Raw genomic sequence first — 26,484 nt, forward strand, 5'->3', positions numbered from 1 at the left:
AAAAAATGCCAGTTAAGAATTATCTAAAACAAGAACAAAAAGAAATGTTACAAAAAGCTCTAAAAGAGGAGGAACATCCAGATATTAGAGAAAGAATTTTAATCTTATTATTGTTAAATGATGGAAAAACTCAAGCAGAAATTGCAGATTTTATCGGTTGTGGTGTCAACAAAGTAAACTACTGGTGTATTCACGCCGATCCAGAAAATATGGAGACATTGAAAGATAAAAGAATGGAAGGAAATCATAGAAAAGCGACAGATAAATATATAGAAATATTATTAGAAACAGTAGAAAAAGACCCAGAAGAATTAGGTTATGAATTTGGCAGATGGACAGGAAAAAGATTAGCAATATACTTAGAAGAAATCACAGGAATAAAATTAAGTAGTTCACAAGTAACAAGAATATTAGAGAGAAAAAGTACGTTTATATCTGGGCAAAACATAGCTTAGAAGATAAGTGGGATGAGAAGAAAAGAAAAGTGTTTAAAAAGGAATTAAAAGAATATTTAAAAATAACAATAAAAAATCCAGAAAGGCTACAGGTATGGTTTTGGGATGAAAGTGGATTCAGTTTGAGAGTAATAAGAAGAAAAAATTGGTGTAAAAAGGAAAGAGAAAAAAAGTAAGAGGGGATAGAAGAAAAGGAAGAATAAATGTCATGGGGGCGATCAGATATTCAGATAAAAAAAGATGGGTAGAATTTATAGAAAAAGGAGATAAACAAAATTTTTATGAAGTAATGAAAGAATTTTATCAAGAGTTAATTGATGAGTGGGTAGCACAAGGAAATGAGGCGAAAGATTTTGCTGAAAAAGGTGCAAAAATAGTGATTATATTGGATAATGCTAGTTTTCATAAAAATGAAGAAATAAATCAGAAAATAGAAGCAGAAATGCCAAATTTAAGATTAGAATTTTTGCCGACATATAGCCCTGATTATAACTTAATAGAATTAGTATGGCATAGTGCAAAAGAATATGTAGCTAATCGTCTTTTTAGATCAATTGAAGATTTAGAATTATTATTACATAAACTCCTGAATGAAGGGGAACTAATTATTCAATGGCATCGTAAGTTAAAACACAAAGGTAATTCTGTTAAAGTGGTTTAAATGCTGAACAGCTTATCTTCTAAGCTATGTTTTGCCCAGATATAAACGTACTTTTTTCTCTCTAATATTCTTGTTACTTGTGAACTACTTAATTTTATTCCTGTGATTTCTTCTAAGTATATTGCTAATCTTTTTCCTGTCCATCTGCCAAATTCATAACCTAATTCTTCTGGGTCTTTTTCTACTGTTTCTAATAATATTTCTATATATTTATCTGTCGCTTTTCTATGATTTCCTTCCATTCTTTTATCTTTCAATGTCTCCATATTTTCTGGATCGGCGTGAATACACCAGTAGTTTACTTTGTTGACACCACAACCGATAAAATCTGCAATTTCTGCTTGAGTTTTTCCATCATTTAACAATAATAAGATTAAAATTCTTTCTCTAATATCTGGATGTTCCTCCTCTTTTAGAGCTTTTTGTAACATTTCTTTTTGTTCTTGTTTTAGATAATTCTTAACTGGCATTTTTTTTCACTCCTTTTCTTTTTGCTTTTATTATACCCTATTTAAAAGACGAACAGCTTATTTTTTTGGCAATTTCTAAAGCTTCTCTACGATTTTTTTCAGATTTTAAATTAAAATTAATAATAAATTCATTGCCCTTTATTGGCATAACCCATTTAACAGAATCATTAGCATCTACCCATTCAATTGCTTGAAAATCAGGCTGATCACTAAGTGCTTGTTCGGCTTCTTCTTCCCATTCAATTTTACTCAGATACCCGTGAAGTTTCCACCTTTTAACTATTCTTTCTAAAACGGTAATTCTTAATAAAATTTGATTTTGAATTTGATTATTATTAACAGTTAATTGATTATTAATTAAATCGTTTAAATGTTTATTTTCTTGCTTAATTAATAAATTAAAAATAACTAAAGTAATGCCAGTCATTGTCAAAGCAATTACTAGGGAAATAAATTTTCTATATTTAATCAAAGTTTGTTCAATTTTCATTAGATCACAAAGGGATATTGTTTAATCTTGATGATGTAAAGATTTCATAAAGTTTTGTGCTTTTCCCCAAAGATTTAATAAATAATCTTTTAGTTGAATTTTTCTTTCCCAACTATTAAAAGCTTTTTCATAATTATCACCTTTTGTAACAAAAGTTTCCCACCCATTTAATGCTAAGAATAACCCCCAAATTAAGACCACATAAAGAGACCATGAAAGTTGATGCGCTCCTAATAAATTAATAGCCATTAAAAATAAATTAATAATAGAAAAACGAATAAATTTATTTTGAAATTCCTCTCTACGATAGGCATTAAATTCATTACGTTTTTGTTGCATTAATTGTTTTTGATGCCAGTCTTTTTGTACTTGTGTAATCGTATCATGATCAATGCCCAATTCCATTGCAATTTCCCAAAGTTGTTCCTGAGTCATTGACCCTTGATCATTGTGACTTAAGGATTGACGGGCGATCGCAATTTGTAATATTTCTTCAATTTCTTCATGACTATAAGTGAGTAAATTTTGATTTTCTGTAGTTTTCATAAGTATTTCTCCATTGAAATTGTTAATTAATTTGATGAAGGAATCTTGATCAGATCATAACCTAATTCTATCCTTTTCATCTTTAATTTTGCCTCAAAGTCAATAGTTTTTAACATTTTTTAATTAGTTATTGGTTATTGATCAAAAAATTTTAGCTATCCGTGAGAATGACAGACTTCCGTACTTTCGTGCATCGGTCTATTAATCAAATTGATCTGTTATAATTAAAGAAAAAAGTTAAGTTTTTTATCCGATTGAATCAGTCAAAAAAATTATATGAAAAAAATTATTTTGATCACAGGATTTGAAGCTTTTAATAGTCAATTATACCATAAAGCTTCCCAATTAGTAACTTCTCGTTGTCCCGATTTAGAAGTAAAAATATTTAGCGATCGCCAGTTAGCTACCCATCAAGAAATAATCGCTAAAGAATTAGAAAATGCCGATGTATTTTTTGCTAGTTTAATTTTTGATTATGATCAAGTTTTATGGTTACAAGAAAGAATTAAAAATATACCAATTCGCTTAATTTTTGAGTCAGCTTTAGAGTTAATGGCCTATACAAAATTGGGTCAATTTGTGATAGGAGATCAGCCTAAAGGTATGCCCAAACCGATTAAATTTATCTTAAGTAAATTTAGCAGTGGCAAAGAAGAAGATAAACTAGCAGGTTATATTAGTTTCTTAAAAACAGGCCCCAAATTATTAAAATTTATCCCTGCTAAAAAAGTTCAAGATTTAAGAAATTGGTTAATAATTTATGGTTATTGGAATGCGGGAGGAATTGAAAATGTAGCCTCAATGTGTTGGGTATTGGCACAAAATTATTTAAGTTTAAAAGTGGGTGAAATTCCTGAAGTAATGGAAACCCCAAATATGGGCTTATTACATCCAGAATATCACGGTTATTTTAGCACCCCTAAAGATTATTTAAACTGGTATTTAAAAAGAAAATTACCCCTTAATCACCCCTTAGAAAATGAAGAAATAGATCAACCCATTGTTGCAATTTTATTATATCGAAAGCACGTTATTACTAAACAACCTTATATTAACCAATTAATTAAACATTTTGAACAGGAAAATATTATCCCTTTACCTATTTTTATTAATGGTGTGGAAGCCCATATTGCGGTAAGGGATTGGTTAACCACAGAATTTGAACAAGAAAACATTAAAAAGGGTAATCAAGTAATAAAATCTCTCTCAAAAGATGCGGTTAAAATTGATAGTATAGTTTCAACAATTGGCTTTCCTTTAGTGGGAGGCCCAGCGGGATCAATGGAAGCAGGAAGACAGGTGGAAATAGCCACTCAAATTTTACAAACTAAGAACATTCCCTATCTTATTTCCGCACCTTTATTAATTCAAGATATTTATTCATGGACAAGACAAGGAATAGGTGGATTACAAAGTGTAGTATTATATGCTCTGCCAGAATTAGATGGTGCGATCGATACCATCCCGATCGGCGGTTTAGTGGGAGAAGAAATCTATTTAATTCCTGATAGAGTAAAAAGATTAACTAACCGTGTTAAAAATTGGATTAAACTACGACAAAAACCTACTTATACAAGAAAAATAGCCATCTTATTATATGGTTTTCCTCCCGGATATGGGGCAACCGGAACGGCCGCTTTGTTAAATGTTCCTAATAGCCTTTTAAACTTATTAAAAGAATTAAAAAATCAAGATTATTATGTTAGTAATTTACCAGAAACAGGAGAAAAAATTATTAACCTTGTTAAACAAGCAGATGAAGATAATAACCCAAAATATAAAGTTAATATTAGGCAATTAGAAAACTGGCTTGGCTATCTTTTAACAACTAAAATTACTAAACAATGGAAAACATTAAAAGACACAGGAATTAAAACTTTTGGAGATAATTTATTAGTTGGAGGTGTAGAATTTGGTAATATTTGGATTGGGGTACAACCGCCTTTAGGAATATCGGGCGATCCCATGCGTTTAATGTTTGAAAAAGACTTAACCCCTCACCCTCAATATGCGGCCTTTTATAAATGGTTACAAAATGAATTTAAAGCCGATGCGGTGATTCATTTTGGAATGCACGGCACGGTGGAATGGTTGCCCGGATCACCGTTAGGAAATACCGCCTATTCATGGAGTGATATATTATTAGGAAATATCCCAAATTTATACATTTATGCCGCTAATAATCCATCGGAATCTATCTTAGCAAAAAGACGAGGTTATGGGGTCTTAATTTCCCATAATGTACCGCCTTATGGCCGAGCAGGATTATATAAAGAATTAATGCAACTGAGAGAATTAATTGCAGAATATCGAGAAAATCCTGAGAAAAATTTTATCTTAAAAGAGGCAATTTGTCAAAAAATTATTGATAGTGGATTAGATCGGGATTGTGTTTTTAAAGAAGGGGAAAAATTAGGCATAGAATTTAATTTTGAAAATAGTAAATTGTTCAGTAAACACTTAATTAATGATTATTTTTTAGAAATATATGAATATTTACAAATAGTTGAACAAAGATTATTTTCTTCAGGTTTACATACATTAGGAAAAATCCCCGATCCTGATGAGTTAAAATCATATTTAGAGGCCTATTATGGCGATGAATTACCGATAGAAATTATTGAGGCTATTAGTAATAATAATCCCCCCTACCCCCCTTCAAAAGGGGGGAGTGATCAACCATATTTAAGATATTTAATTAAATACGGTAAAAATGAGGAAGAAAAAGAAAAATTACAAAATAAAATCAATGAATCTTTAAAAATTAAAGAATTATTAACACAAAATACCGATGAAATTACCAATATAATTAGAGGATTAAACGGAGAATATATCCCACCCATGCCAGGGGGAGATCTATTAAGGGATGGCATCGGTGTGTTACCCACAGGGCGTAATATTCACGCCTTAGATCCCTATCGGATGCCTTCGGCGGCCGCCTATGAAAGGGGGCGAGAAATAGCAAAAAAAATCATTGATCAACAATTACAAGAAACGGGTAACTATCCCGAAACTATTGCAGTTATGTTATGGGGTTTAGATGCTATTAAAACTAAAGGAGAATCATTAGGAATTTTATTAGAATTAGTAGGAGCAAAACCCGTTAAAGAAGGAACAGGAAGAATTGTCAGATATGAGTTAGAAACTTTAGAAAAAGTTGGTCATCCTCGCATAGATATTTTAGCAAATTTGTCTGGTATCTTTCGAGATAGTTTTGTTAATATTATTGAATTATTAGATGACTTATTTCAAAGAGCTTCTTTAATAGATGAAAACCCAGAAAATAACTATATTCGTAAACATTATTTAGAGTTACAAAGTCAGGGTATTGATAATGCTCACGCTAGACTATTTTCTAATCCTGCTGGAGATTTTGGCTCATTAGTAAATGATCAAGTAGTAGATGGAAATTGGGATAATTCAGAAGAATTAGCTAATACATGGGAAAAAAGAAATTATTTTAGTTATGGCAAAAAAGATCGAGGCCAAGCACGTCCAGAAATTTTAAATCAATTATTAAAAACTAGCGATCAAATTGTACAAGAAATTGACTCGGTTGAATATGGTATTACTGACATTCAAGAATATTATGGTAACACAGGAGGATTAAAATTAGCCGCAGAAAAAAGAAAGGGTAAAAAAGTAAATACAAGCTTTATTGAAAGCTTTTCAAAAGATACTACACCCCGTCAATTAAATGACTTATTACGGTTAGAATATCGCACCAAACTATTAAACCCAAAATGGGCAGAAGCGATGGTTAAACAAGGATCCGGCGGTGCTTATGAAATATCCCAAAGAATGACCGCTTTAGTAGGGTGGGGAGGCACTGCCAATTTTCAGGAAAATTGGGTTTATGATCAAGCCTCACAAACCTACGCTTTAGATACTGAAATGTCAGAAAAACTCAGAAAAGCTAATCCAGAAGCTTTCCGTAATATTGTAGGGCGAATGTTAGAAGCACACGGCCGTGGTTTTTGGCAAACAACCGAAGATAAAATCGAAAAATTAAGAGATTTATATGAGTTAAGTGAGGAAGAATTAGAGGGAATTTAATAATAGTGATCGCCCTTGTTTGAGAGTTTTAAAAAAGCGTTGTTATAGCAAATAAAATCAAAATAAAAATTTAATTATTTGTTTGCCAATCGCTCTAAATGTTCTCTAATTAATAATCTAATTAATGATTTTAATAAATAAAAACCAAAAAATAAAGTTAAACAAAATAAAGCGATCGCTCCCCCTTGATAATTAAGCCAAATTAAACCGAGAAAAGATAAAAAACTAAAGCCAGTTAAACAGGTATAAATTACACATTTAATCCCTAAAGAAATTAATTTTAAAAAGCGTTCCGTTTCCAGATCTCTTACCCTAATTTGTAACTCTCCTACCTCTAATTTTTCCTCTAGTTTTTTAATAGCTAATTCTGTGCGAGAAGGTTGATTTAATTTATAAGAAATATAAGCTTTTGCCTGTTGAGTAATGCTACTAATTATGCTACCTTTATTACCTGATAAAGTAATACTTTTAATAAAAGGCTGACTAGCCGCAAGTAAATTATATTGAGGGTCTAAAGCCCTCGCAATTCCATCTAAAGTCGTTAAAGATTTAATAATAAAAGTCATTTGGGGAGGCAATCTAAAGGGCTGTTTTTCAAACATTAAATACAACTCATTTCCTATCTGTTCAAAAGCCCGAATATCTACGGGTTTATCCCTAAAGTTTTCTAATAAAAAAGCTACCATTCTTTTAACAGGAGTCATATCCTGCATTGGTTCAATTAAACCCATATAAATTAATTTTTGAACTACCTCATCAGTATCACTTCTCAACACAGCAAAAAATGTTCCGATCATCTGATCTTTTGCCATTGATTGTACTTCGGCCATCGTCCCAAAATCATAGAAAATAATCTTACCTTCAGGGTTAACTGCCATATTTCCGGGGTGGGGATCAGACTGAAAAAAACCATCTTGTAATAACTGTTTTAAATAACAACAAATACCCAATTGAATGACCTCATCTTTATTAATTTTTTTCGCTTCTATTTCCTGTCTATTATCAATTTTAATTCCGGGTAAATATTCAAGGGTTAACACCTTTTTTGTGGTATAATCCCAGTATACTTTAGGCACAATTACCTGTTGATAACCTTTAAAATTTTCCCTGAAACGATCGGCATTTTTTCCCTCATGTAAATAGTCAATTTCTTTATATAATAACCCAAAAAATTCTTGATAAATTTCCTCTAATTTATATTTTTTAGTCCAAGGTAAAAAGCGATTAGAAAATTTAATTAAACGGTCTAAAACTTTACGATCTAATCTTAATAATTGTTCTAAGCCCGGCCGTTGTACCTTAACAACCACTTCTTCCCCCGTTTTTAACTTTGCTTTGTGAACTTGTCCTAAACTAGCCGAAGCCAAAGGCTTACGCTCAAAATACGCATAAACCTCTGAAATAGGACTGCGAAATTCAGCCTCTACCACTGCGATCGCCTCAGAAGAACTAAAAGAAGGTACACGATCCTGTAACTGTCCCAATTCCTGAATATACTCCAACGGAATGAGATCAGGACGGGTAGACATGGCTTGACCAATTTTGATGAAGGTGGGGCCTAATTCAATTAAATTATTAACTAAAAATTTAGCTCTTAAACGGTGTTTATCCTCATTATTTTGATTTAAAAGCTCATCTATTCCGATACTTAAACCTAATTGAGTCACTACCGAAAAAATTTCGATTTGACGTAAAAAAGGAGATTTACGCTTTTGCCATTTTAAAAGTTTCTTTTTTCTACTCACAAAAATTAATCCTAATTAACAAGTTTATTTTCGAGCTAATGATTTATTCTTAATTATTTCTTATTGTAGTTGAAATTGTCAACAATCTAAACTTTTTTTCTTAAAATTAAATCAATAAAAAAACAAGGTTTTTTTACCTTGTTTTAAAATTATTACATAATAATAATTAATTTGGATGAGAATTAAGCCAATTGAGATAATTTCAATAGCTTATAATTTAGAAATTTCTGTTACCTATCTTACCCATTTATTGAAAGATAAAATGATTAATTTTTTTACTTGGTATATTCGCTTTTTTTGTTATTTTGGTTATCTTAAAATCAACCTTAATTCACAAAATTAATAATAAAATTACTTAATTCTTTTACTTTTTCAATTTGGGGAAAATGACCACAATCTTCTAACCAGATTAAATTACTATTTTTGATTAATTTTTTGAATTTAGAAGCATCTTTTGTTCCTAAAATTCGATCTTTTTCTCCCCAAATAATTAAAGTTTCTTGTTCAATTTTAGCTAAATCTTTACTAAAATTTCCGTAACCTCCCCCTTTAGTAAACGAAATTAAACTATCATCCCAATTGGGCATTTGTAGATGAATTGAGCCACAAATTTCTGCATTAAAATCTACTAAATTTTGATTATAATAAGCTCGATTAATAATTCCTTTTCTAACTTTTCGACTACCTAAAAATTGAGTCGCCCAACGATCTAAAGGTGCAAACATTAATTTTCCCATAATCGGCGGATTTGCTAATCCTGCACTGCCAATTAATACTAATTTTTTAACTAAATTAGGATAGGTTAAAGTCAAATCAATCGCCGTAGCACCGCCCATCGAAGTACCAACTAAAATGACAGGTTTCTTAATATATTTTTCCCAAAAACTATAAAGATGGGTTTTAATAGAATTAGGATTAATTTGTACATTTTTTAAGCGATCTGTAAACCCAAAACCTAAAAGATCAACTGCCCAAACTTGATTTTTTTGTGCTAATAAAGGTAATAATTTACGAAATTCAATCACACTACTATCAAAACCATGTAATAATAAAATTGGAGATTCGCCCTCTCCTTGTTGGACAAAAGAAGTAACTATTTCTTGATTAGTTAAAGGGGTTAAAATTGGTTTACGCTGAATATTTTTTAATAAATTAATTGCTTCAATTTCAGTTAATTGATTAGCTTCATCGGGAATAAAATCAGGAAAGTTTTTTTGTGATAATTCTTGAGTTAACATTATTGATTAAAATTTAATGATTGATTTATTAACATTTTTATTATAATCTAAAAATGTTATTTAAACAAACTTAATTAAAATTAGATCATTCTTTGATAATTTTGTAGTACAATAATTTTAATTGAATAGGTAGTAAGTAATTTGTAGGGATAGTAACAGTTTAACTGTAATTATTTCTATTAAAAAAAATTAATTTCAAGAGTAAATAGCTTAACTTAAAAAGTATGAAAGCCATTATTATGACAGCCTCTGGCACTCCATCAGTTTTAAAATTAGCAGATGTGCCAACCCCACAAATTAAAAATTCAACTGATGTTTTAATTAAAATTAAAGCGGCCGGAGTTAATCCGATTGATACAAAAATTCGCTCAAGAGGTTCATTTTTTCCTGATCAAATGCCTTGTATTTTGGGCTGTGATGGGGCTGGGATCGTTGAAGCGATTGGCGATCGAGTGACAAATTTTAAAATTGGTGATGAAGTTTACTATTGTGAGGGTGGTTTAGGGAAAAAAGGCACGGGCAATTATGCTCAGTATGCCGTCATTGATGAAACTCTGTTAGCTCACAAACCTCAATCTTTAAGCTTTGAGGAAGCCGCCGCCGCTCCTTTAGTGTTAATTACCGCATGGGAAGCCCTGTTTGATCGAGCCAGATTGAAAGCAGGTCAAACCCTTTTAATTCAAGGCGGAGCGGGTGGTGTAGGTCATGTAGCCATTCAACTAGCAAAAATAAAAGGGGCAAAAATAGCTACTACAATTAGCACATCTAATAAAGAAAAATTAGTAAGATTATGGGGGGCTGATTATCCAATTTTATATAAACAAACTGATTTTATTGAGTCAATTTTAAATTGGACAGATGGAAAAGGAGTAGATATTGCCTTTGATGCCATCGGCGGAGATTTATTTTTTAAAACTTGTTCTGCGGTTAAAATTTATGGAGATCTAGTAACAATTTTAGAGCCACAATTAGGCACATTTAAAGAAGCCAGAAATCGCAATTTAAGAATTAGTTTAGAATTAATGTTAACTCCTGCTTTAAAAGGCGTAAAAGAGGCTCAAATTCATCAAGTAAATATTTTAAAAGAATGTGCTAAATTAATTGATCAAGGTCAATTAAAAATTCATTTAAGTCAAACTTTTCCCCTCGAAAAAGCCCATTTAGCCCATGAAGCGATCGAAATTGGTTCTACCACTGGTAAAATTGCTTTATTAATTGATTAGTTATTACTTTATTTTTAGCTATTAATTGTTAATTTTTAATATGAAAAAACTTACAAAATTAATCTCAATTTTAACGGGTACAACTTTAATTAGTTTCCTTCCTTTTTTACCCGTAAAAGCTACCGAAGTTAGATTACATATTTTTCCAATTTTAACTGCTCCTGAAGCAAATTGTCCCGAATTTATTATTATTAATCAAGAGTCTGATCCCTATTATGAAGGGGGTTATACCATGAGAGGAAACGCAGAATTAAAAAACATTGCAGGAGATTTTTTTATTGCTTCTCAAGACCTATTTAGTACCACTTGGACAGCCGTTTTAAACCCTCAATATGCTAATTGTAATGCCACAGGTAGAATAACAGAAATTGAGGGAGAATCTTATGATTATCATTCCTATTTAACTGTGCGTTTTATTGCAGGTCAAATAATTTTAAAAGCTGATTTTACTGGTTTAAATGATGCTAATAATTATACTCCTGTTCTTCAAGAAAGTGGGGTTAATGATGGCTCTCCTTTTTGGGTTTGGGGAGGAACAGATTAAGGAATAAGTAATAATTAATAAGTAATAATTAATCAATTTTAAGTATTAACAAATAACCAATCATCAATAACACAAAATGACAGAATATTTCGCCACAGTTGCAAGAGGTTTAGAAACATTAGCCGCCCAAGAATTAACAAATTTAGGGGCAAAAAATGTTAACATTGAATTTACCGGAGTTAGTTTTTCTGGTGATCAAGAAACCCTTTATCAAATTAATCTTTGGTCAAGGTTAATTTTTCGAGTTTTAATGACTATTGATACAGTAAAAGCTTCAAATTCTGAAGAACTTTATACAAATATTAAAGAAATAAATTGGTTTGATTATTTTACCCCTGATGAAACTTTTGCTGTTAATTGTACTGGTAAAAATAAAAACTTAAATCATAGCCATTTTACCGCTTTACAAATCAAAAATGCAGTCATAGATCAACAAAGAGAACGCACAGGAAAACGCTCTTACATAGACACAGAAAATCCCGATATTTTGCTCAATGGACATATCATAGAAAACCGTTGTATTATCAGTTTAGATAGTTCAGGAATGAGCTTACATCGTAGAGGTTATCGTCCGGCTATGGGCATTGCACCCTTGAAAGAAACCCTTGCTTGTGCTTTATTAGACTTAGCAGAATGGACACCCAATCTAACATTTTTAGACCCCCTTTGTGGATCGGGAACTTTACCAATTGAAGCAGGTTTAAAAAGTTTAAATATTGCTCCGGGTTTATATCGCTCAGAATTTGCTTTTCAAAAATGGCCAGATTATGATCAAAAGCTCTGGTTTAAATTAGTTCAACAAGCCAAAGATCAACAAAAAAATCAATTACAAGCCCCTATTTTTGGCAGTGATCAAAATGGTGAAGTGTTAGCACAAGCTAAAATTAATTCTAAGATTAGTAAATTAAATTCTTTAATTGATTTTCAACAACTTGAACTATCAGAAATTGAAGCACCTTGTGACAAAGGAATTATTATTTGTAACCCTCCCTATGGCGAAAGAATCGGTGATGAAAAAGAGTTAGAAAGTTTATATAAATTATTAGGAGATACCTTTAAACAAAAATTTAAAGGTTGGAATTGTTTTATCTTAACAGGTAATAAAAATCTGGCCAAAAAAGTCGGTTTAAAAGCCGCTAAAAAAATTCCTATTAATAACGGGTCTTTACCATGCACTTTATTAAAATATGAAATGTGGTAATTTTTAATTAATCTAAATTAATCAAAATCTTGCTTAAAAAGATAAATTAAGATACACTAAAAATGTTAACAAAAATTGTAATTTTCCTCAAAAAATGTATTATTATTTACCCGAACCTCCCCTAGTTCTAATTTTCGTTGGTTTATTTATTGGTGTTACCAGTGGTTTAGCTTTCCAAGCAACATTAAAACAACAAGTTAAAACCTATTTTAAAACCCCTAATGACCAACTTCCAGCCCAACTAGAAACTTTGGAAATACGCCTTCCTTTTCTGATTACGTTAATAGGAATTTGTGTATTTTTAGCAGGGGGTTTAGAAGTTTTTATTATGAATCGTTGGTTAGCCTACGGTTTATCTTTCCCCCTTACTATTTTAACTGGAGGTTTAGTTTGGCAACAGTTAGGTAAATTATTAATTCAATTAAAAGAAGGTGGCTCTAAATCAATTGATTTAGATAGTTTTTAAACTGCTGAACTGTTAAATTTTTTTTAATAAAACTTAACTATTTTCTTTAATAATTAATCCTAAGAGTATGAGCCTTTATTCATACTCTTTTTTTGATTTTTTATTCTTGATTCTTTATTTTTCTATCTAAGATGTTATAATTATGTATAACTCTAGTCATTAAAATTTTTATCATAATTAGCCCTAAAAAATAACGAATAATAAATAATAAATGGAGAGAAAAAAATGCTAGACCAGTTTAAAGAAAAATATCCCAAAAAATTTGCTTCTGAAGATAAAATTTTTAGTAATATTCACCGAGGTGATCGTATCTTTATCGGCACAGGTTGTAGTGAACCTCAATATTTAGTAAATGCCCTAGTTAAATACGTCAAAAATCATCCTAAAGCCTTAATAGATACAGAAATTTTCCACGTTTGGACTTTGGGAGTTGCCCCCTATACTGATACAAAATTCCAGCGTAATTTTAGACATAATTCTTTCTTTGTGGGCAGTCATACAAGGGAAGCAGTTAATCAAGGGTTAGCCGATTATACCCCTATATTTTTATCACAAGTTCCTAACTTATTTCTTAATGGTTTAATTCCCATTGATGTGGCTTTAATTCAAACTTCTTTACCCGATCTTCAAGGTTATTTAAGTTTAGGAATTAGTGTAGATATTGTCAAAGCGGCCGTAGAAAAAGCCGATATTGTTATCGCTCAAGTAAACGCCCAAATGCCCAGAATACATGGCGATGGCTTCTTACATCTTGAAGAAATTGATTATTTAATACCCTACGATGAACCCTTATTAGAATATACCCCCGATACCGATGATTTAATAGCAGGAGAAATTGGTCAATATGTGTCTAATTTGATTAAAGATGGTGATACAATTCAAGTCGGTTATGGTAGTATTCCTAATTCAATTTTATATCATTTAGCTAATAAGAAAAATTTAGGGGTTCATACTGAATTAATCTCCGATGGTTTGGTTGATCTAATGAAAAAAGGAGTGATTACAAATAGCCGCAAAAATATTAATAGAGGTCAAACTATTGCTACTTTTTGTATGGGCAAACATAGCACCTATGAATATTTACATGATCACCCTAAAGTTGAGTTTAGAACTGTTGATTATACCAATAATCCTTTAACCATCGCTCAACATGATAATATGGTAGCGATTAATAGCGCTTTAGAAATTGATTTAACGGGTCAAGCCAGTGCGGAGTCTTTAGGTAAAATTTTTTATAGTGGGATCGGCGGCCAAGCAGATTTTATGAGGGGGGCAATCCTCTCAAAAGGGGGAAAAACCATTTTAACTTTACCCTCAACGGCGGAAGATGGCTCAGTTTCTCGAATTGTGCCGTTTTTAGAGGAAGGTTCGGGCATAACTCTGAATCGGGGGGATGTGCATTATGTGGTAACGGAATACGGCATCGCCTATATACATGGGAAAAATATCAGGGAAAGGGCAATGGAATTAATTGCGATCGCCCATCCCAAATTTAGAGCAGAATTAATCAGAAAAGCGAAAGAATTAAATTTAATTTATCCAGATCAAGCTTTTATTTCAGGAGAAAAAGGAGAATATCCTCACGAATTAGAAACCTATCGCACCCTATCTTCAGGTTTAGAAATTTTAATTAGACCTGTTAAAATTAAAGATGAACCCCTCTTAAAAAATTTCTTTTATTCTTTATCAGATGAGAGTTTATATCGCCGTTTTATTTCTGTCCGCACGGATATTTCTCACAAAAAATTACAGGAATTTTCGATTATAGATTTTACTCAAGAGTTAGTATTATTGGCGGTTACAGAGGAAAATCATCAAGAAAAAGTGTTAGGAGTGGGGCAATATGCCATTGATGAACCTAGCCACACCGCCGAAGTTGCTTTTGTGGTAAGGGATGAACACCAAAATCATGGTATTGGTACAGAATTATTAGCATATATGACCTATTTAGCAAAAAAACAAGGTTTACTCGGTTTTACGGCGGAGGTATTAACTCACAATCGTCCGATGTTACATTTATTTGAAAAAATGGGTTTTCAAATTGCCAAAAGAATGTCAGAAGGGGTTTATGAGTTAGAAATGATTTTTAATAGTTAATGAATTTAATCAATTATTGTCAACTGATCATCACCAATAATTAAGAAAAAATTAAACAATATCTTAATTGTTTATAAAGAATTTTCTCTAAAATTGAATCTTGAAGGATAATTTTAATAAGATAAATACAGAAAGACTTAAACACTAGATAAAAAACAAATCAAGATCTAGTTTTAGGACTTAATTTCATCAATCCTATTGATTTAAAGGACTTTGTAAAATGGCTAAACCCATCAGTGATCCTAATTTACGAATAACGCAAACGAGTGAGTTACAAGCTCGTAAATTTCAATCTCGTAAACAGAGAATGTTACAAACTCAACAATTAATTGAAAAAGAAGAACAGGAGAAAAAAGCAAAGCAAAAAATCAAGAAACAACATCAAGAAACTTTAGTTAAAGATCAGCGTTATCGGGCTTTAGATAATGTTTTGCGCAAAAGAAATAATAGTCAAGATGCGGTGATTGAAGTCTTACACCACGCTCAATCTAGTTTTGGTTATTTAGATGATGAAGTTTTAGAATATGTGGCCAGAGCCGTTAAATTGCCCCTTAGTATTATCTATGGTGTGGCTACTTTTTACCATTTATTTACCTTAAAACCCCAAGGAAAACATAACTGTGTCATTTGTTTAGGTACGGCTTGTTATGTTAAAGGGGGAGAAAAAATCCTGATGGAGTTGGAAAAATTCTTAAATATTCACAACGGAGAAACAACTTCTGATGGTCAAATTTCCCTGTTAACTGCCCGTTGTATGGGGGCTTGTGGGATTGCACCAGCCATTACGATTGATGGTGAAGTAGCCGGAAAACAAGATACTGCATCAGTGTTAGAGGCGATTAAAACCTTAATTGCCAGTGGTGAAGCCGAAAAAATTAAGCGACAAGTACAAGCAATTAACAATTAATTATTAAGGGAGAATTAAACTTATTATGGATTTAAAAGAATTACAGCAAATTGCCAATAAAGAAAATCTCAGTGCCAAAGAAATTGCCATTAACTGCTGTACGGCCGCAGGGTGTCAGGCGGCTAACTCTCAACAAATTAAGAAAAAGCTTGATCACGCCGTGAAAGCCAAAGGCTTGGAAAATACCATTGAAGTTCATTCCGTAGGCTGTTTGGGTTTATGTGGTAAAGGGCCGTTACTGCACGTTGAACCCAATAATACCCTTTATCAACAGGTTACACCGCAACAGGCTGAGAGTATTATAGATGCGGTGATGGGGGGAACTACGGAAGTTGAACAATTTGACTTTAATCATCCTTTTTTCGCCAATCAACTACCGATCGCCACCGAAAATTGTGGCCGAATAGATCCCGAACGCATTGAATCCTATATTGCCGTAGGTGGCTATCAACAACTGTATAATGTTTTATACCATTTAACTCCGGCTAACGTCATTCAAGAAGTGATCCGCAGTGGTTTAAGAGGAAGGGGCGGAGGGGGTTATCCCACCGGTTTAAAATGGTCTACTGTGGCCAAAATGCCCAAAACTCCTAAATATGTAGTTTGTAATGCGGATGAAGGGGATCCGGGGGCATTTATGGATCGCGCCGTTTTAGAAAGCGATCCCCACCGCATTATTGAAGCTATGGCCATCGCAGGGTATGCCATAGGTGCAAATGAAGGTTATATCTATGTCAGGGCGGAATACCCCCTTGCGATCAAACGGTTAAACCGCGCGATCCAACAGGCGAAAACCTTAGGCCTGTTAGGTAGCCAAATTTTTGATTCTACCTTTGACTTTAAAGTTGATATACGCATTGGGGCGGGGGCGTTTGTTTGTGGAGAAGAAACCGCCCTGATCGCTTCCATTGAAGGAAGACGAGGCACACCAAGCCCACGGCCGCCCTATCCGGCCGAATCAGGTTTATGGGGATGTCCCACCCTCGTTAATAACGTGGAAACCTACGCCAATATACCCGTTATTATGAGAGAAGGAGGAGAATGGTTCTCCAAGATCGGCAAAGAACATAGTACGGGGACAAAAGTATTCGCCCTCACGGGGGAAATCAACAACACGGGCTTAATTGAAGTCCCGATGGGTATATCCTTAAGGGAAATAGTTGAGGATATTGGCGGAGGAGTTCCTGACGGTAAAACCATTAAAGCCGTTCAAACCGGAGGCCCTTCCGGCGGTTGTATTCCCGCCTCTTTATTAGATACCACCGTTGATTATCAATCCCTCAAAGAACTGGGTACAATCATGGGTTCTGGCGGTATGATTGTAATTGATGAAAGTATGGACATGGTGAATTTTGCGAAATTCTATATGGAATTTTGTCGGGATGAGTCTTGCGGGAAATGTATTCCCTGTCGGGCGGGAACGGTTCAATTATATGAATTGTTGAAAAAAATCGCCGATGGAAAAGCCTCAGAAAAAGACTTAAAACTATTAGAAACCTTGGCCTATTTAGTGAAAGAAACCAGTTTATGTGGTTTAGGACAAAGCGCCCCCAACCCTGTTTTAAGTACCTTACGTTTCTTTAAAGAAGAATACTTAAATAAACTCAAAGCGAAAAAGGTTAAAGTTTAAATCACTTTAAATAATTTGACGAGTCGGATATTGATAAGATTTCCGACTTTTTATTTATTAAAAATTAACAACTAATAATCAATAATAATAGCTTGTTAGTCTAAATCTAAAATAAATCTAAAGATTAACTTAAATTTCTGATTTTTGTTTGCTCATACTATTATAATTAGTAATAGTTTAGATCAAACAAGATCCAACAGAAATAATTAATTTTAACTCAACTAAAAAATTTAATAATATTTAGTTTAAAATTTAAAAATTAATTAGTTTTGATTGTTGATTGTTTTAAGCAAATTGGAGGAAATTAAACTATGTTTTGCGAACAATGTGAACAAACAGCCAGTGGTGATGGCTGTCATCAATGGGGGGCTTGTGGCAAAAGTCCAGAAGTTAATGCAATTCAAGATCTATTAGTATATTGTTTAAGAGGTCTTGCCCCTGTTGTCTTAACAGCAAAAGAGTTAAATATTGACACAAAAAAAATAGATGTTTTTTTAACAGAAGCTCTTTTTGCTACGATGACTAATGTTAATTTTAGTCAACAAAGTTTTAGTAATTATGTACAACAAACTATTGCTTTACGGGAAAATTTAAAACAACAAATTGCCCAAGAAAGTAATAATTTAATTGAATGGTCAAACATTGCTAATTATACCCCAAATTTTACACAAAGTTTAGCAGATCAGGGTTTTGATGTGGCTTTACCCTTTATTAGTCAAGCAAAAAATCCTGATATTTTTTCTTTAAAACTATTAGTTTTATATGGACTTAAAGGGATTGCTTCTTATGCACATTTAGCACAAGAATTAGGTCAAGAAGATGAGCAAGTTTATCACTTTTTCTATACAGCTTTAACCGCAATTGATCACGCTGATTATACTTTAGAAGAATGGGTTAATTTAGCTTTAAAAGTTGGGGAAATTAATTACCGTGCAATGGAATTATTAGACGCTGGACATACTAACAAATACGGTCATCCTGTGCCAACAAATATCCCTTTAAATGTCAAAAAAGGCAAGGCAATTTTAATTTCTGGCCATGATATTAAAGCCACTGCTGATCTATTAGAACAAACTCAAAATTTAGGCATCAATGTTTATACTCATGGAGAATTATTACCCGCTCATGGTTATCCTAAATTAAAGCAAAAATATCCCCATTTTTATGGTCATTATGGCACGGCATGGCAAAATCAAACAAAGGAATTTCGCAAATTTCCGGGGGCGATCGTGCTTACAACAAATTGTTTAATGCCCCCCCATGAAGATTATAGTCATAAACTGTTTACAATGGGTGCGGTGGGCTATCCTCACATTAATTATATTCCCACCACCGAAGGAAAACCGAATTTTAAACCCGTGATTGAAAAAGCCTTAGCAATGGAAGGTTTTTCTGAGGATGAAGCACCACGCTCAGTAATGACGGGTTTTGCTCACAATACGGTGTTAAGCGTTGCAGATCAAGTAATTCAAGGGGTAAAAGATGGAAAAATCCGTCATTTCTTCCTAGTGGGAGGCTGTGATGGTGCAAAACCCGGACGGAGTTATTATTCCGATTTTGTCGAAAAAGTACCTGATGATTGTATCGTTTTAACCCTTGCTTGTGGAAAATTTCGCTTTTTCGATAAAAATTTAGGAGAAATTGGTAATTTACCTCGCTTAATGGATGTGGGTCAATGTAACGATGCTTACTCTGCAATTCAGATAGCTTTAGGATTAGCTAATGCCTTTAATGTGAGTGTTAATGAGTTACCCCTATCTATGATTTTATCATGGTATGAACAAAAAGCGATCGCCATCCTATTAACCCTGCTATATTTAGGCATCAAAGATATTCGTTTAGGCCCAACTTTACCCGCATTTCTATCAAAAAATGTCTTAAAATTAATCTCAGAAAAATACAATTTGAAATTAATTTCTACCCCTGAAAAAGATTTAGCTGAATGTCTTAATTAAATATTAATTGTAGGGGTGAAAGTCCGTTCACCCCTTACAATGAAAAATAATAGGATCAAATTCTAATCTAATTAATTTCTTGAATTTCGATAATATTACCATCGGGATCTTGAGTGAATAAAGCCTTACGCCCTGAAGCACTTAAACTAATAGAATAACCATAACTTTCTAAGCGTTTTTGAGCTAATTCTAAATCATCAACACCCAAGGCAAGATGGGGATTTCTACCAATTTTATTATTATTAAAAAGTTGATTTTTAAAATTATCTTCAACAATTAAATGAATTTGATAAGACCCCAATTGATACCAAATACCCTGATATTTTAAACTACGTTCAACTTTAGAAAGTCCTAAAATTTCACCATAAAAATGTTCAGCTTTACTTAAATCTGAAACTAAAATAGCAGTGTGAAGATATTGACTAATTTTCATAAAAAGATTACTATTTTAAAATTATTTAATATTGTGATGATTAGAATATGTTAAGATTAATTTTAGACTTTGATGGCCCAATTATGGATCTGAGTGATCGCTATTATCAAGTGTATCAAACTTGTTTAGAAAAAACCAAATTATCTGAGCAAAAATTAAATATTTTGTCAAAAGAAGAATTTTGGAATTTAAAAAGAGATCGTATTTCGGAAACAGAAATTGGGAAAATTTCAGGCTTAAATGATGATCAATGTTTGGCTTTTTCTAACTTAAGAAATAATTTAGCCCATCAATTAAATTTATTAGCTGAATTTGATCAAGTTATTGAAGGAGTAATTCCCACTTTAACTATTTTAAAAAACATTCCAGATCTTGATTTAGTTGTTATGACTATGCGCAAACAAAAAGAATTAGAATTAGCTTTAAAACAACATAATTTAGAACATTTTTTTTCTAGCGATCGCCGTTATTTTCTAGCAGATGATTATATCAAAAAAAGTGATATTGATGATAAACCGTTATTGATGAAAAGAGCTTTACAAGAACTTTCTTTGATCGAAAATACATGGATGATCGGTGATAAAGAAGCGGATATTGTAGCGGCCAAAAATCATAATATTAAAATTATTGCTGTACTTTCAGGCATTAGAAATTATCAACAATTACACACATATCAACCGGATTTTATTGCTGAAAATTTGACTGAAGCAGTTAAAATTATGCTAAAATTTGAGCTAAATTAAAAGCAACTTTTTCTAATTTTTTTAAAGCAGTTAAAGAACCTTTAATTAAAGTTAATCCTGCTAGGGGATCCCCAATTAAACCTAATGCTAAACTTAAAGGTTTTAATTTACCTTCAGGTGAAAAAGCATTGTTTAAGTCTGGTATATTATGATTATTGTCATCACTAATTATCCTTAAAACTGATAATTTAATTTTAAATTTTTCTAAATTAGTTAAAATTGTCCATGCTTCCATGTCTATAACTTCAGCTTGATTTTGTTCAAATAATTGTTGTTTTTGAGAAGCTAAATTAATTAATTTATTACTGGTTAAACCTTGAACAGAAACCGAATTAATTTTAAATTGATTTTGCAAACAAATTTGTAAATAATTATTTAATTCAAGATCACAACTTTTTGTTAAAATAGGCTCATTTTTGTTTATATCATTATCTAAATAACAACAATTTTGATAAAAAGTTAAATCACCAACTTTAAGTTTAGGAGATAAACTGCCCCCTAAACCTAATAATAAAACTCGCTGATGTTGAAAATTAACTTGATTAAGCCATGTATCTAAAAATAATTGAACTCCCCTTATTCCTACGGGAATAGAAATTAAAGGAGGATGATTAATTTGAGCTAAATTAAATCCTTTTTTAACTGTTTTAAATTCTTGACCTTGGGGTATTAAAATATAATCAATTTTCATTTTCTTATAATAATTAAAAAGTAACAAATAATAAATAACTAATGACAAATGAACCATAACTATTTACAATAGTAAGGGTAATTTTATTTTAAGCAATAGATTAAAAACTATGTCACATTTTACCACGATCAAAATTGCCATTAAAAATGGGGAAATCTTAAAAGAAGTATTAGAAAGCTGTGGTTATCAAGTTGAGTATAATACTTTAGTTCGAGGCTATCAAGGGCAAAGCACTTTAGCCGAGTATGTGATCCGTCAAAATAACGGCTATGATCTAGGTTTTCGTCTTCAAGGAGAAAATTATGAATTAATCGCAGATTTTTGGGGTGCTAAAATTAATCAACAACAATTTATTAATCAAATTTCCCAAAAATATGCCCATAAAACTCTGTTACAATCTATTGAAGAACAAGGTTTTAATGTAGAAGAAGAACAAGTTTTAGAAGATGGGACGGTTAAAGTTGTAGTAGGAAAATGGGTTTAATTATTAATTGATAATTATTAATTGATAATTGATAATTGTTTTAAATTTGAATAAAACAATTGTCAATTTTCAAAGCAAGTCTACAGCCAAAAATCTCCTAGATACACAAATTAAATATTTTGTCAAGAGTAGAAATACTTATTTTTATAATAATAAAAGTAAAGAAAATTACAGATTATTTTAACATTCGTTACTAAATTGTCTATAATCCGATCTAACTCCTTACAATGAAAAACGTAAATTATGATTTAGATTTAATTTTTATCAAACAAAACAAGAGAGGAAAACCCATGAAAGTTAGTCAATTCCTCAGACTTTATGAACAAGGACAGCGCGATTTTTCTAATTTGAATCTAGCTGATGTTGATTTATCAGGAGTGATGTTAATTGCGGTTAAATTAGTGGGAGTTAATTTAACGGGAGCGAATCTTAGTCGAGCTTTTTTAACTAAGTCCGATCTTAGTGGTGCAAAATTAAATTGGGCTAATTTAAGTTTTGCCAAAATGAGCGATTGTAAATTAGTAGAATCGGATTTAACTAAAGCTAATTTACAAGGGGCGTTCATGGTTAATTCTAAATTACCACGCGCTCGATTAAGTGGGGCAAATTTAGCGCATACCAATTTAAGGGGGGCTAATCTTTGGGGTGTTAATTTAAGTGGTAGTAATTTATATCGTACCAATTTGCGCGACACCAATTTAAGCGGAGTTAATTTTAATTGGGCTAATTTACAAGAGGCAAGATTAACAGGGGCGAGGCTTTACGGAGCTTCTTTTCAAGAAGTAGATCTCAGTGGTATTTTTTTAAAAGAGGTTGATTTAAGTGGCATGGATTTAAGTGGAGTTAATTTTGCCAATGCTCGTTTAAGTGGCTCAAATTTTGAAGGGGCAAATTTAGAAAATGCTAATTTTGAAAAAGCCTATTTAAAGGAAGTAAATTTTCGTGGAGCAAATCTTAGTCATGCTAATTTCCGTAATGCTATTATGGAAAAAGCGGATTTAACAGGCTCAATTATTGATCATGCCGATTTTTGTAATACTAATTTGATCAATGCTCAATTGCACTCAGTTGATCTAAATAGATCCCAAATCAATGATCAAACTAAATTATCAATTAATAATCAATCTAATTATTCCAATTGTGATTATTCTTTGTATACTGATCAAAATATGATGGAATGGTATCATCAAACCCCTCAATGGGCTTTTCATTATATTAGTTAATTGTTATCAATTATCCATTATCAATTATCCATTATTAATTATTTATTATGAGTTATCAAATGGAGCGTCAAGCCTACGCACAAACTTACGGAGCAACTACAGGCGATCGCCTACGTCTGGCGGATACAGAGTTATTAATTGAAGTAGAAAAAGATTACACCACCTACGGCGAAGAAGTTAAATTTGGCGGCGGTAAAGTGATCCGTGATGGCATGGGGCAATCTCCCATCAGTAGAGCCGATGGAGCGGTAGATCTAGTGATTACTAATGCCTTAATTTTAGATTGGTGGGGCATCGTTAAAGCTGACGTAGGGATTAAAGATGGTAGGATTGTGAAAATTGGGAAAGCAGGAAATCCTCATATTCAGGATAATGTAGATATTATCATCGGTGTGGGTACGGAAATTATCGCCGGAGAAGGTAAAATCCTCACAGCAGGGGGTATTGATAGCCATATTCACTTTATCTGCCCTCAACAAATTGAAACAGCGATCGCCTCCGGTATCACCACCATGATCGGCGGAGGTACAGGGCCAGCCACAGGCACGAATGCCACCACCTGCACCCCCGGCTCATGGCATCTTTCCCGAATGTTACAGGCAGTGGAGGCCTTTCCCCTGAATTTTGGTTTTTCCGGTAAAGGTAACAGCAGTCAACCCCAAGGCTTAATTGAACAGATTGAAGCGGGAGCAATGGCCTTAAAATTACATGAAGATTGGGGTACAACCCCCTCAACTATTGATACTTGCTTAAGTGTAGCCGATCAATATGATATTCAAGTGGCCATACATACCGATACCTTAAACGAGGCCGGCTTTGTGGAAGATACGATCAAAGCCTTTAAAAATCGGGCTATACACACATATCACACCGAGGGAGCAGGAGGAGGTCATGCCCCTGATATTATTAAAGTTTGCGGCCTATTGAACGTCTTACCCTCCTCAACTAATCCCACTCGCCCCTATACCATGAACACCTTAGAAGAACATTTAGATATGTTGATGGTGTGTCATCATCTAGATCCCAGTATTCCAGAGGATGTGGCCTTTGCTGAGTCAAGAATTAGACGAGAAACCATCGCCGCCGAAGATATTTTACACGATTTAGGCGCATTTAGTATGATTTCCTCTGATTCTCAAGCGATGGGGCGGGTAGGTGAAACCATTATCAGAACATGGCAAACCGCCCATAAAATGAAAGTTCAAAGGGGTAGTTTAAAGGAAGATAGCTCAGAAAATGATAATGAAAGAGCTAAAAGATATATTGCTAAATATACCATAAATCCGGCTATTACTCACGGAATTGATGAGTATGTAGGCTCAGTTGAAGAAGGAAAATTTGCTGATTTATGTCTGTGGAATCCTGCGTTTTTCGGAGTTAAACCTGAGTTAGTTCTGAAAGGTGGTTTAATTGCATGGTCACAAATGGGGGATGCTAATGCTAGTATTCCTACCCCTCAGCCCGTCTCAATGCGTCCCATGTTTGGCAGTTTTGGCTCGGCGATCGCCGCCACTTCTTTTACCTTTGTTTCGCAAAAATCTTTAGAGTTAGAAATTCCTCAAAAGATTAACTTACAAAAACAAGTTTTACCCGTTAAAAATACCCGTAATATTAATAAATTAAGTTTAAAATTAAATCAAGCTTTACCACAGATTGAAGTTGATCCAGAAACTTATGAAGTCAGGGCTGATGGTGAATTATTAATATGTGAACCTGCACATATTTTACCAATGGCACAGCGTTATTTCTTATTTTAGATTAAGGGTAAGTATCAAAAAAAATATAGCAATCCTAAACAGTTTGTCGCCGATCAATTATTATAAAAAAGACTGTTAAAGTTTTGTGATGAATAACAAATAACCAATAATGCTATCATTACAGATAATCTTAATCAAGATTAAAAATAGTTTGAACCTATGGAGGGTGAATTAACCTTGTCTCGTCATTATCTTTTTACCTCAGAGTCCGTTACCGAAGGACATCCCGATAAAATTTGTGATCAAATTTCTGATACTATTTTAGATGCGTTATTAGCGGAAGATCCCCTAAGTCGAGTAGCCGCCGAAGTAGTAGTTAATACAGGTTTAGTCTTAATTACTGGGGAAATTTCCTCCCATGCTAACAATGTTAATTATATTGATTTAGCGCGCAAAAAAATCGCTGAAATTGGTTATACTAACGCCGCTAACGGTTTTTCATCGGAAAGTTGTGCCGTTTTGATCGCCTTAGATAAACAGTCTTCCGATATTGCCCAAGGGGTAAGCAGCGCCCAAGAAAAACGCCAAATGAGTGAAGATGAGTTAGATCACATCGGTGCAGGTGATCAGGGTTTAATGTTTGGTTATGCTTGTAATGAAACGCCCGATTTTATGCCTATGCCCATCAGTTTAGCCCATAATTTGGCTTTACAGTTATCTAAGGTCAGAAAGTCTGGTCTTATGCCCTATTTAGGCCCTGACGGTAAAACTCAAGTAACGGTTATTTATGAAGATGGGAAGCCCGTTGGTATTGATACCATTTTAATCTCGACTCAACACGCCGAAAGCATCGGCGATCTAGTTGATAATGAGGCTATTCAAGCCAAAATTAAAGCGGATCTGTGGGAAAATGTGGTTAAACCCGTTTTTGAAACCAATCCCATTAAAACCTCTGATGATACTAAATTTTTAGTTAATCCTACCGGAAAATTTGTGATCGGTGGGCCTCAAGGTGACTGTGGTTTAACCGGACGTAAAATCATTATTGATACTTATGGCGGTTATTCTCGTCATGGTGGCGGTGCTTTTTCAGGCAAGGATCCCACTAAAGTGGATCGCAGTGCGTCTTATGCTTGTCGTTATGTGGCTAAAAACATTGTGGCCGCAGGTTTAGCGGATAAATGTGAGGTACAAGTGAGTTATGCCATCGGGGTAGCTCGACCCGTAAGCGTGATGGTGGAAACCTTTGGCACAGCCAAAGTCTCCGATGAAGTCTTATTAGATTTAATTAATCAACATTTTGAACTGCGCCCGGCCGGTATTATTCAGGCCTTTAACTTACGTCATTTACCCCAAGAAAGAAGCGGACGTTTTTATCAGGACGTGGCGGCTTATGGACATTTTGGACGTAAGGATCTCGACTTACCTTGGGAAAAAACCGATAAAGTTGATTTATTAAAATCCGCTTTATAAGTTGATCATTAACTAATTATCAATTGACAATTAATAATTGACAATTGACAATTAGT

Annotated in this window: 20 protein-coding genes and 2 pseudogenes; 15 read left to right on the forward strand and 7 right to left on the reverse strand. The window is 33.1% G+C overall.

All coding sequences use genetic code 11. The annotated features are described in order from the left end of the window. Positions 1–5: 5 nt before the first annotated feature. A pseudogene (locus tag Anndu_RS01155) lies at positions 6–1,116 on the forward strand (IS630 family transposase). An 11-nt stretch (positions 1,117–1,127) separates the two neighbouring features. Here the strand turns inward: Anndu_RS01155 and Anndu_RS01160 are convergent. The 3 genes and pseudogenes from Anndu_RS01160 to Anndu_RS01170 all read right to left on the reverse strand — a co-directional run. After that, positions 1,128–1,586, reverse strand: a pseudogene (locus tag Anndu_RS01160) (IS630 family transposase); the annotation flags it as partial. A 37-nt stretch (positions 1,587–1,623) separates the two neighbouring features. Continuing rightward, on the reverse strand, positions 1,624–2,013 hold the full coding sequence (locus Anndu_RS01165) for a hypothetical protein (protein ID WP_464102608.1): 390 nt from the start codon (positions 2,011–2,013) through the stop codon (positions 1,624–1,626). 84 nt (positions 2,014–2,097) lie between these two features. Then, on the reverse strand, positions 2,098–2,622 hold the full coding sequence (locus tag Anndu_RS01170) for a 2TM domain-containing protein (RefSeq protein ID WP_464102609.1): 525 nt from the start codon (positions 2,620–2,622) through the stop codon (positions 2,098–2,100). A gap of 276 nt (positions 2,623–2,898) precedes the next feature. Between Anndu_RS01170 and bchH the strand changes: the two genes are divergently transcribed. Then, entirely contained in the window at positions 2,899–6,678 is a 3,780-nt protein-coding gene (bchH, locus tag Anndu_RS01175; protein ID WP_464102610.1) for a magnesium chelatase subunit H, read from the forward strand. A gap of 74 nt (positions 6,679–6,752) precedes the next feature. Here bchH and Anndu_RS01180 read toward each other — a convergent pair whose 3' ends face one another. Both Anndu_RS01180 and Anndu_RS01185 read right to left on the reverse strand, forming a co-directional pair. Continuing rightward, positions 6,753–8,423 carry an ABC1 kinase family protein gene (locus Anndu_RS01180; RefSeq protein ID WP_464102611.1) on the reverse strand — a complete coding sequence of 557 codons (1,671 nt, stop codon included), beginning with the start codon at positions 8,421–8,423 and terminating at the stop codon, positions 6,753–6,755. Positions 8,424–8,749: 326 nt separating this feature from the next. Further along, positions 8,750–9,661, reverse strand: a complete 912-nt coding sequence (locus Anndu_RS01185) for an alpha/beta fold hydrolase (protein ID WP_464102612.1) — start codon at positions 9,659–9,661, stop codon at positions 8,750–8,752. 224 nt (positions 9,662–9,885) lie between these two features. Between Anndu_RS01185 and Anndu_RS01190 the strand changes: the two genes are divergently transcribed. From Anndu_RS01190 to hcp, 8 genes are all read left to right on the forward strand, one after another. Continuing rightward, the gene (locus Anndu_RS01190; RefSeq protein WP_464102613.1) at positions 9,886–10,884 is read left to right on the forward strand and encodes a zinc-dependent alcohol dehydrogenase family protein; all 999 of its coding nucleotides are present in this window, start codon (positions 9,886–9,888) and stop codon (positions 10,882–10,884) included. 40 nt (positions 10,885–10,924) lie between these two features. Further along, positions 10,925–11,428, forward strand: a complete 504-nt coding sequence (locus Anndu_RS01195) for a hypothetical protein (protein ID WP_464102614.1) — start codon at positions 10,925–10,927, stop codon at positions 11,426–11,428. A gap of 76 nt (positions 11,429–11,504) precedes the next feature. Beyond that, a complete protein-coding gene (locus Anndu_RS01200; protein ID WP_464102615.1) occupies positions 11,505–12,629 on the forward strand; it encodes a THUMP domain-containing class I SAM-dependent RNA methyltransferase in 1,125 nt (374 codons plus the stop codon). Between the two features lie 94 nt (positions 12,630–12,723). Then, positions 12,724–13,095: a hypothetical protein gene (locus Anndu_RS01205; RefSeq protein WP_464102616.1), complete on the forward strand. Its 372-nt coding sequence runs from the start codon at positions 12,724–12,726 to the stop codon at positions 13,093–13,095. A 225-nt stretch (positions 13,096–13,320) separates the two neighbouring features. Next, positions 13,321–15,192, forward strand: coding sequence for a GNAT family N-acetyltransferase (locus Anndu_RS01210; RefSeq protein ID WP_464102617.1), 1,872 nt, complete (start codon positions 13,321–13,323; stop codon positions 15,190–15,192). A 307-nt stretch (positions 15,193–15,499) separates the two neighbouring features. After that, positions 15,500–16,099, forward strand: a complete 600-nt coding sequence (gene hoxE / locus Anndu_RS01215; RefSeq protein WP_464104017.1) for a bidirectional hydrogenase complex protein HoxE — start codon at positions 15,500–15,502, stop codon at positions 16,097–16,099. Positions 16,100–16,124: 25 nt separating this feature from the next. Then, positions 16,125–17,729 (forward strand): NADH-quinone oxidoreductase subunit NuoF, encoded by a 1,605-nt coding sequence (nuoF, locus tag Anndu_RS01220; RefSeq protein WP_464102618.1) that lies wholly within the window; start codon positions 16,125–16,127, stop codon positions 17,727–17,729. Positions 17,730–18,040: 311 nt separating this feature from the next. Then, the gene (hcp, locus tag Anndu_RS01225) at positions 18,041–19,684 is read left to right on the forward strand and encodes a hydroxylamine reductase (RefSeq protein ID WP_464102619.1); all 1,644 of its coding nucleotides are present in this window, start codon (positions 18,041–18,043) and stop codon (positions 19,682–19,684) included. A gap of 67 nt (positions 19,685–19,751) precedes the next feature. Here the strand turns inward: hcp and Anndu_RS01230 are convergent, their stop codons facing one another. Beyond that, positions 19,752–20,117 (reverse strand): VOC family protein, encoded by a 366-nt coding sequence (locus Anndu_RS01230; RefSeq protein WP_464102620.1) that lies wholly within the window; start codon positions 20,115–20,117, stop codon positions 19,752–19,754. 47 nt (positions 20,118–20,164) lie between these two features. On the opposite strand from Anndu_RS01230, the gene Anndu_RS01235 reads away from it, so the two are divergent. Continuing rightward, on the forward strand, positions 20,165–20,860 hold the full coding sequence (locus Anndu_RS01235) for an HAD family hydrolase (RefSeq protein WP_464102621.1): 696 nt from the start codon (positions 20,165–20,167) through the stop codon (positions 20,858–20,860). Here Anndu_RS01235 and Anndu_RS01240 read toward each other — a convergent pair. After that, positions 20,835–21,551, reverse strand: coding sequence for a phosphorylase family protein (locus Anndu_RS01240; RefSeq protein ID WP_464102622.1), 717 nt, complete (start codon positions 21,549–21,551; stop codon positions 20,835–20,837). The two genes, Anndu_RS01235 and Anndu_RS01240, sit on opposite strands and share 26 nt — an antisense overlap. 109 nt (positions 21,552–21,660) lie before the next feature. Between Anndu_RS01240 and Anndu_RS01245 the strand changes: the two genes are divergently transcribed. From Anndu_RS01245 to metK, 4 genes are all read left to right on the forward strand, one after another. Further along, the gene (locus Anndu_RS01245) at positions 21,661–22,035 is read left to right on the forward strand and encodes a DUF1257 domain-containing protein (RefSeq protein ID WP_464102623.1); all 375 of its coding nucleotides are present in this window, start codon (positions 21,661–21,663) and stop codon (positions 22,033–22,035) included. A 290-nt stretch (positions 22,036–22,325) separates the two neighbouring features. After that, complete coding sequence (locus tag Anndu_RS01250; protein ID WP_464102624.1) at positions 22,326–23,258, forward strand: pentapeptide repeat-containing protein; 933 nt, start codon at positions 22,326–22,328, stop codon at positions 23,256–23,258. Between the two features lie 47 nt (positions 23,259–23,305). Then, positions 23,306–25,015 (forward strand): urease subunit alpha, encoded by a 1,710-nt coding sequence (ureC, locus tag Anndu_RS01255; RefSeq protein ID WP_464102625.1) that lies wholly within the window; start codon positions 23,306–23,308, stop codon positions 25,013–25,015. 177 nt (positions 25,016–25,192) lie between these two features. After that, positions 25,193–26,428 (forward strand): methionine adenosyltransferase, encoded by a 1,236-nt coding sequence (gene metK / locus Anndu_RS01260; protein WP_464102626.1) that lies wholly within the window; start codon positions 25,193–25,195, stop codon positions 26,426–26,428. Positions 26,429–26,484: the final 56 nt, after the last annotated feature.

The sequence above is a fragment of the Annamia dubia NIES-4383 genome, from assembly GCF_055394725.1.

Excerpts from the sequence above, each read along its gene's own strand:
- Anndu_RS01165 (WP_464102608.1), bottom strand. The coding sequence starts at position 2,013 with ATGACTGGCATTACTTTAGTTATTTTTAATTTATTAATTAAGCAAGAA.
- Anndu_RS01170 (WP_464102609.1), bottom strand. The coding sequence starts at position 2,622 with ATGAAAACTACAGAAAATCAAAATTTACTCACTTATAGTCATGAAGAA.
- bchH (WP_464102610.1), top strand. The coding sequence starts at position 2,899 with ATGAAAAAAATTATTTTGATCACAGGATTTGAAGCTTTTAATAGTCAA.
- Anndu_RS01185 (WP_464102612.1), bottom strand. The coding sequence starts at position 9,661 with ATGTTAACTCAAGAATTATCACAAAAAAACTTTCCTGATTTTATTCCC.
- Anndu_RS01190 (WP_464102613.1), top strand. The coding sequence starts at position 9,886 with ATGAAAGCCATTATTATGACAGCCTCTGGCACTCCATCAGTTTTAAAA.
- Anndu_RS01195 (WP_464102614.1), top strand. The coding sequence starts at position 10,925 with ATGAAAAAACTTACAAAATTAATCTCAATTTTAACGGGTACAACTTTA.
- Anndu_RS01200 (WP_464102615.1), top strand. The coding sequence starts at position 11,505 with ATGACAGAATATTTCGCCACAGTTGCAAGAGGTTTAGAAACATTAGCC.
- Anndu_RS01205 (WP_464102616.1), top strand. The coding sequence starts at position 12,724 with ATGTATTATTATTTACCCGAACCTCCCCTAGTTCTAATTTTCGTTGGT.
- Anndu_RS01210 (WP_464102617.1), top strand. The coding sequence starts at position 13,321 with ATGCTAGACCAGTTTAAAGAAAAATATCCCAAAAAATTTGCTTCTGAA.
- hoxE (WP_464104017.1), top strand. The coding sequence starts at position 15,500 with ATGTTACAAACTCAACAATTAATTGAAAAAGAAGAACAGGAGAAAAAA.
- nuoF (WP_464102618.1), top strand. The coding sequence starts at position 16,125 with ATGGATTTAAAAGAATTACAGCAAATTGCCAATAAAGAAAATCTCAGT.
- hcp (WP_464102619.1), top strand. The coding sequence starts at position 18,041 with ATGTTTTGCGAACAATGTGAACAAACAGCCAGTGGTGATGGCTGTCAT.
- Anndu_RS01230 (WP_464102620.1), bottom strand. The coding sequence starts at position 20,117 with ATGAAAATTAGTCAATATCTTCACACTGCTATTTTAGTTTCAGATTTA.
- Anndu_RS01235 (WP_464102621.1), top strand. The coding sequence starts at position 20,165 with ATGTTAAGATTAATTTTAGACTTTGATGGCCCAATTATGGATCTGAGT.
- Anndu_RS01240 (WP_464102622.1), bottom strand. The coding sequence starts at position 21,551 with ATGAAAATTGATTATATTTTAATACCCCAAGGTCAAGAATTTAAAACA.
- Anndu_RS01245 (WP_464102623.1), top strand. The coding sequence starts at position 21,661 with ATGTCACATTTTACCACGATCAAAATTGCCATTAAAAATGGGGAAATC.
- Anndu_RS01250 (WP_464102624.1), top strand. The coding sequence starts at position 22,326 with ATGAAAGTTAGTCAATTCCTCAGACTTTATGAACAAGGACAGCGCGAT.
- ureC (WP_464102625.1), top strand. The coding sequence starts at position 23,306 with ATGAGTTATCAAATGGAGCGTCAAGCCTACGCACAAACTTACGGAGCA.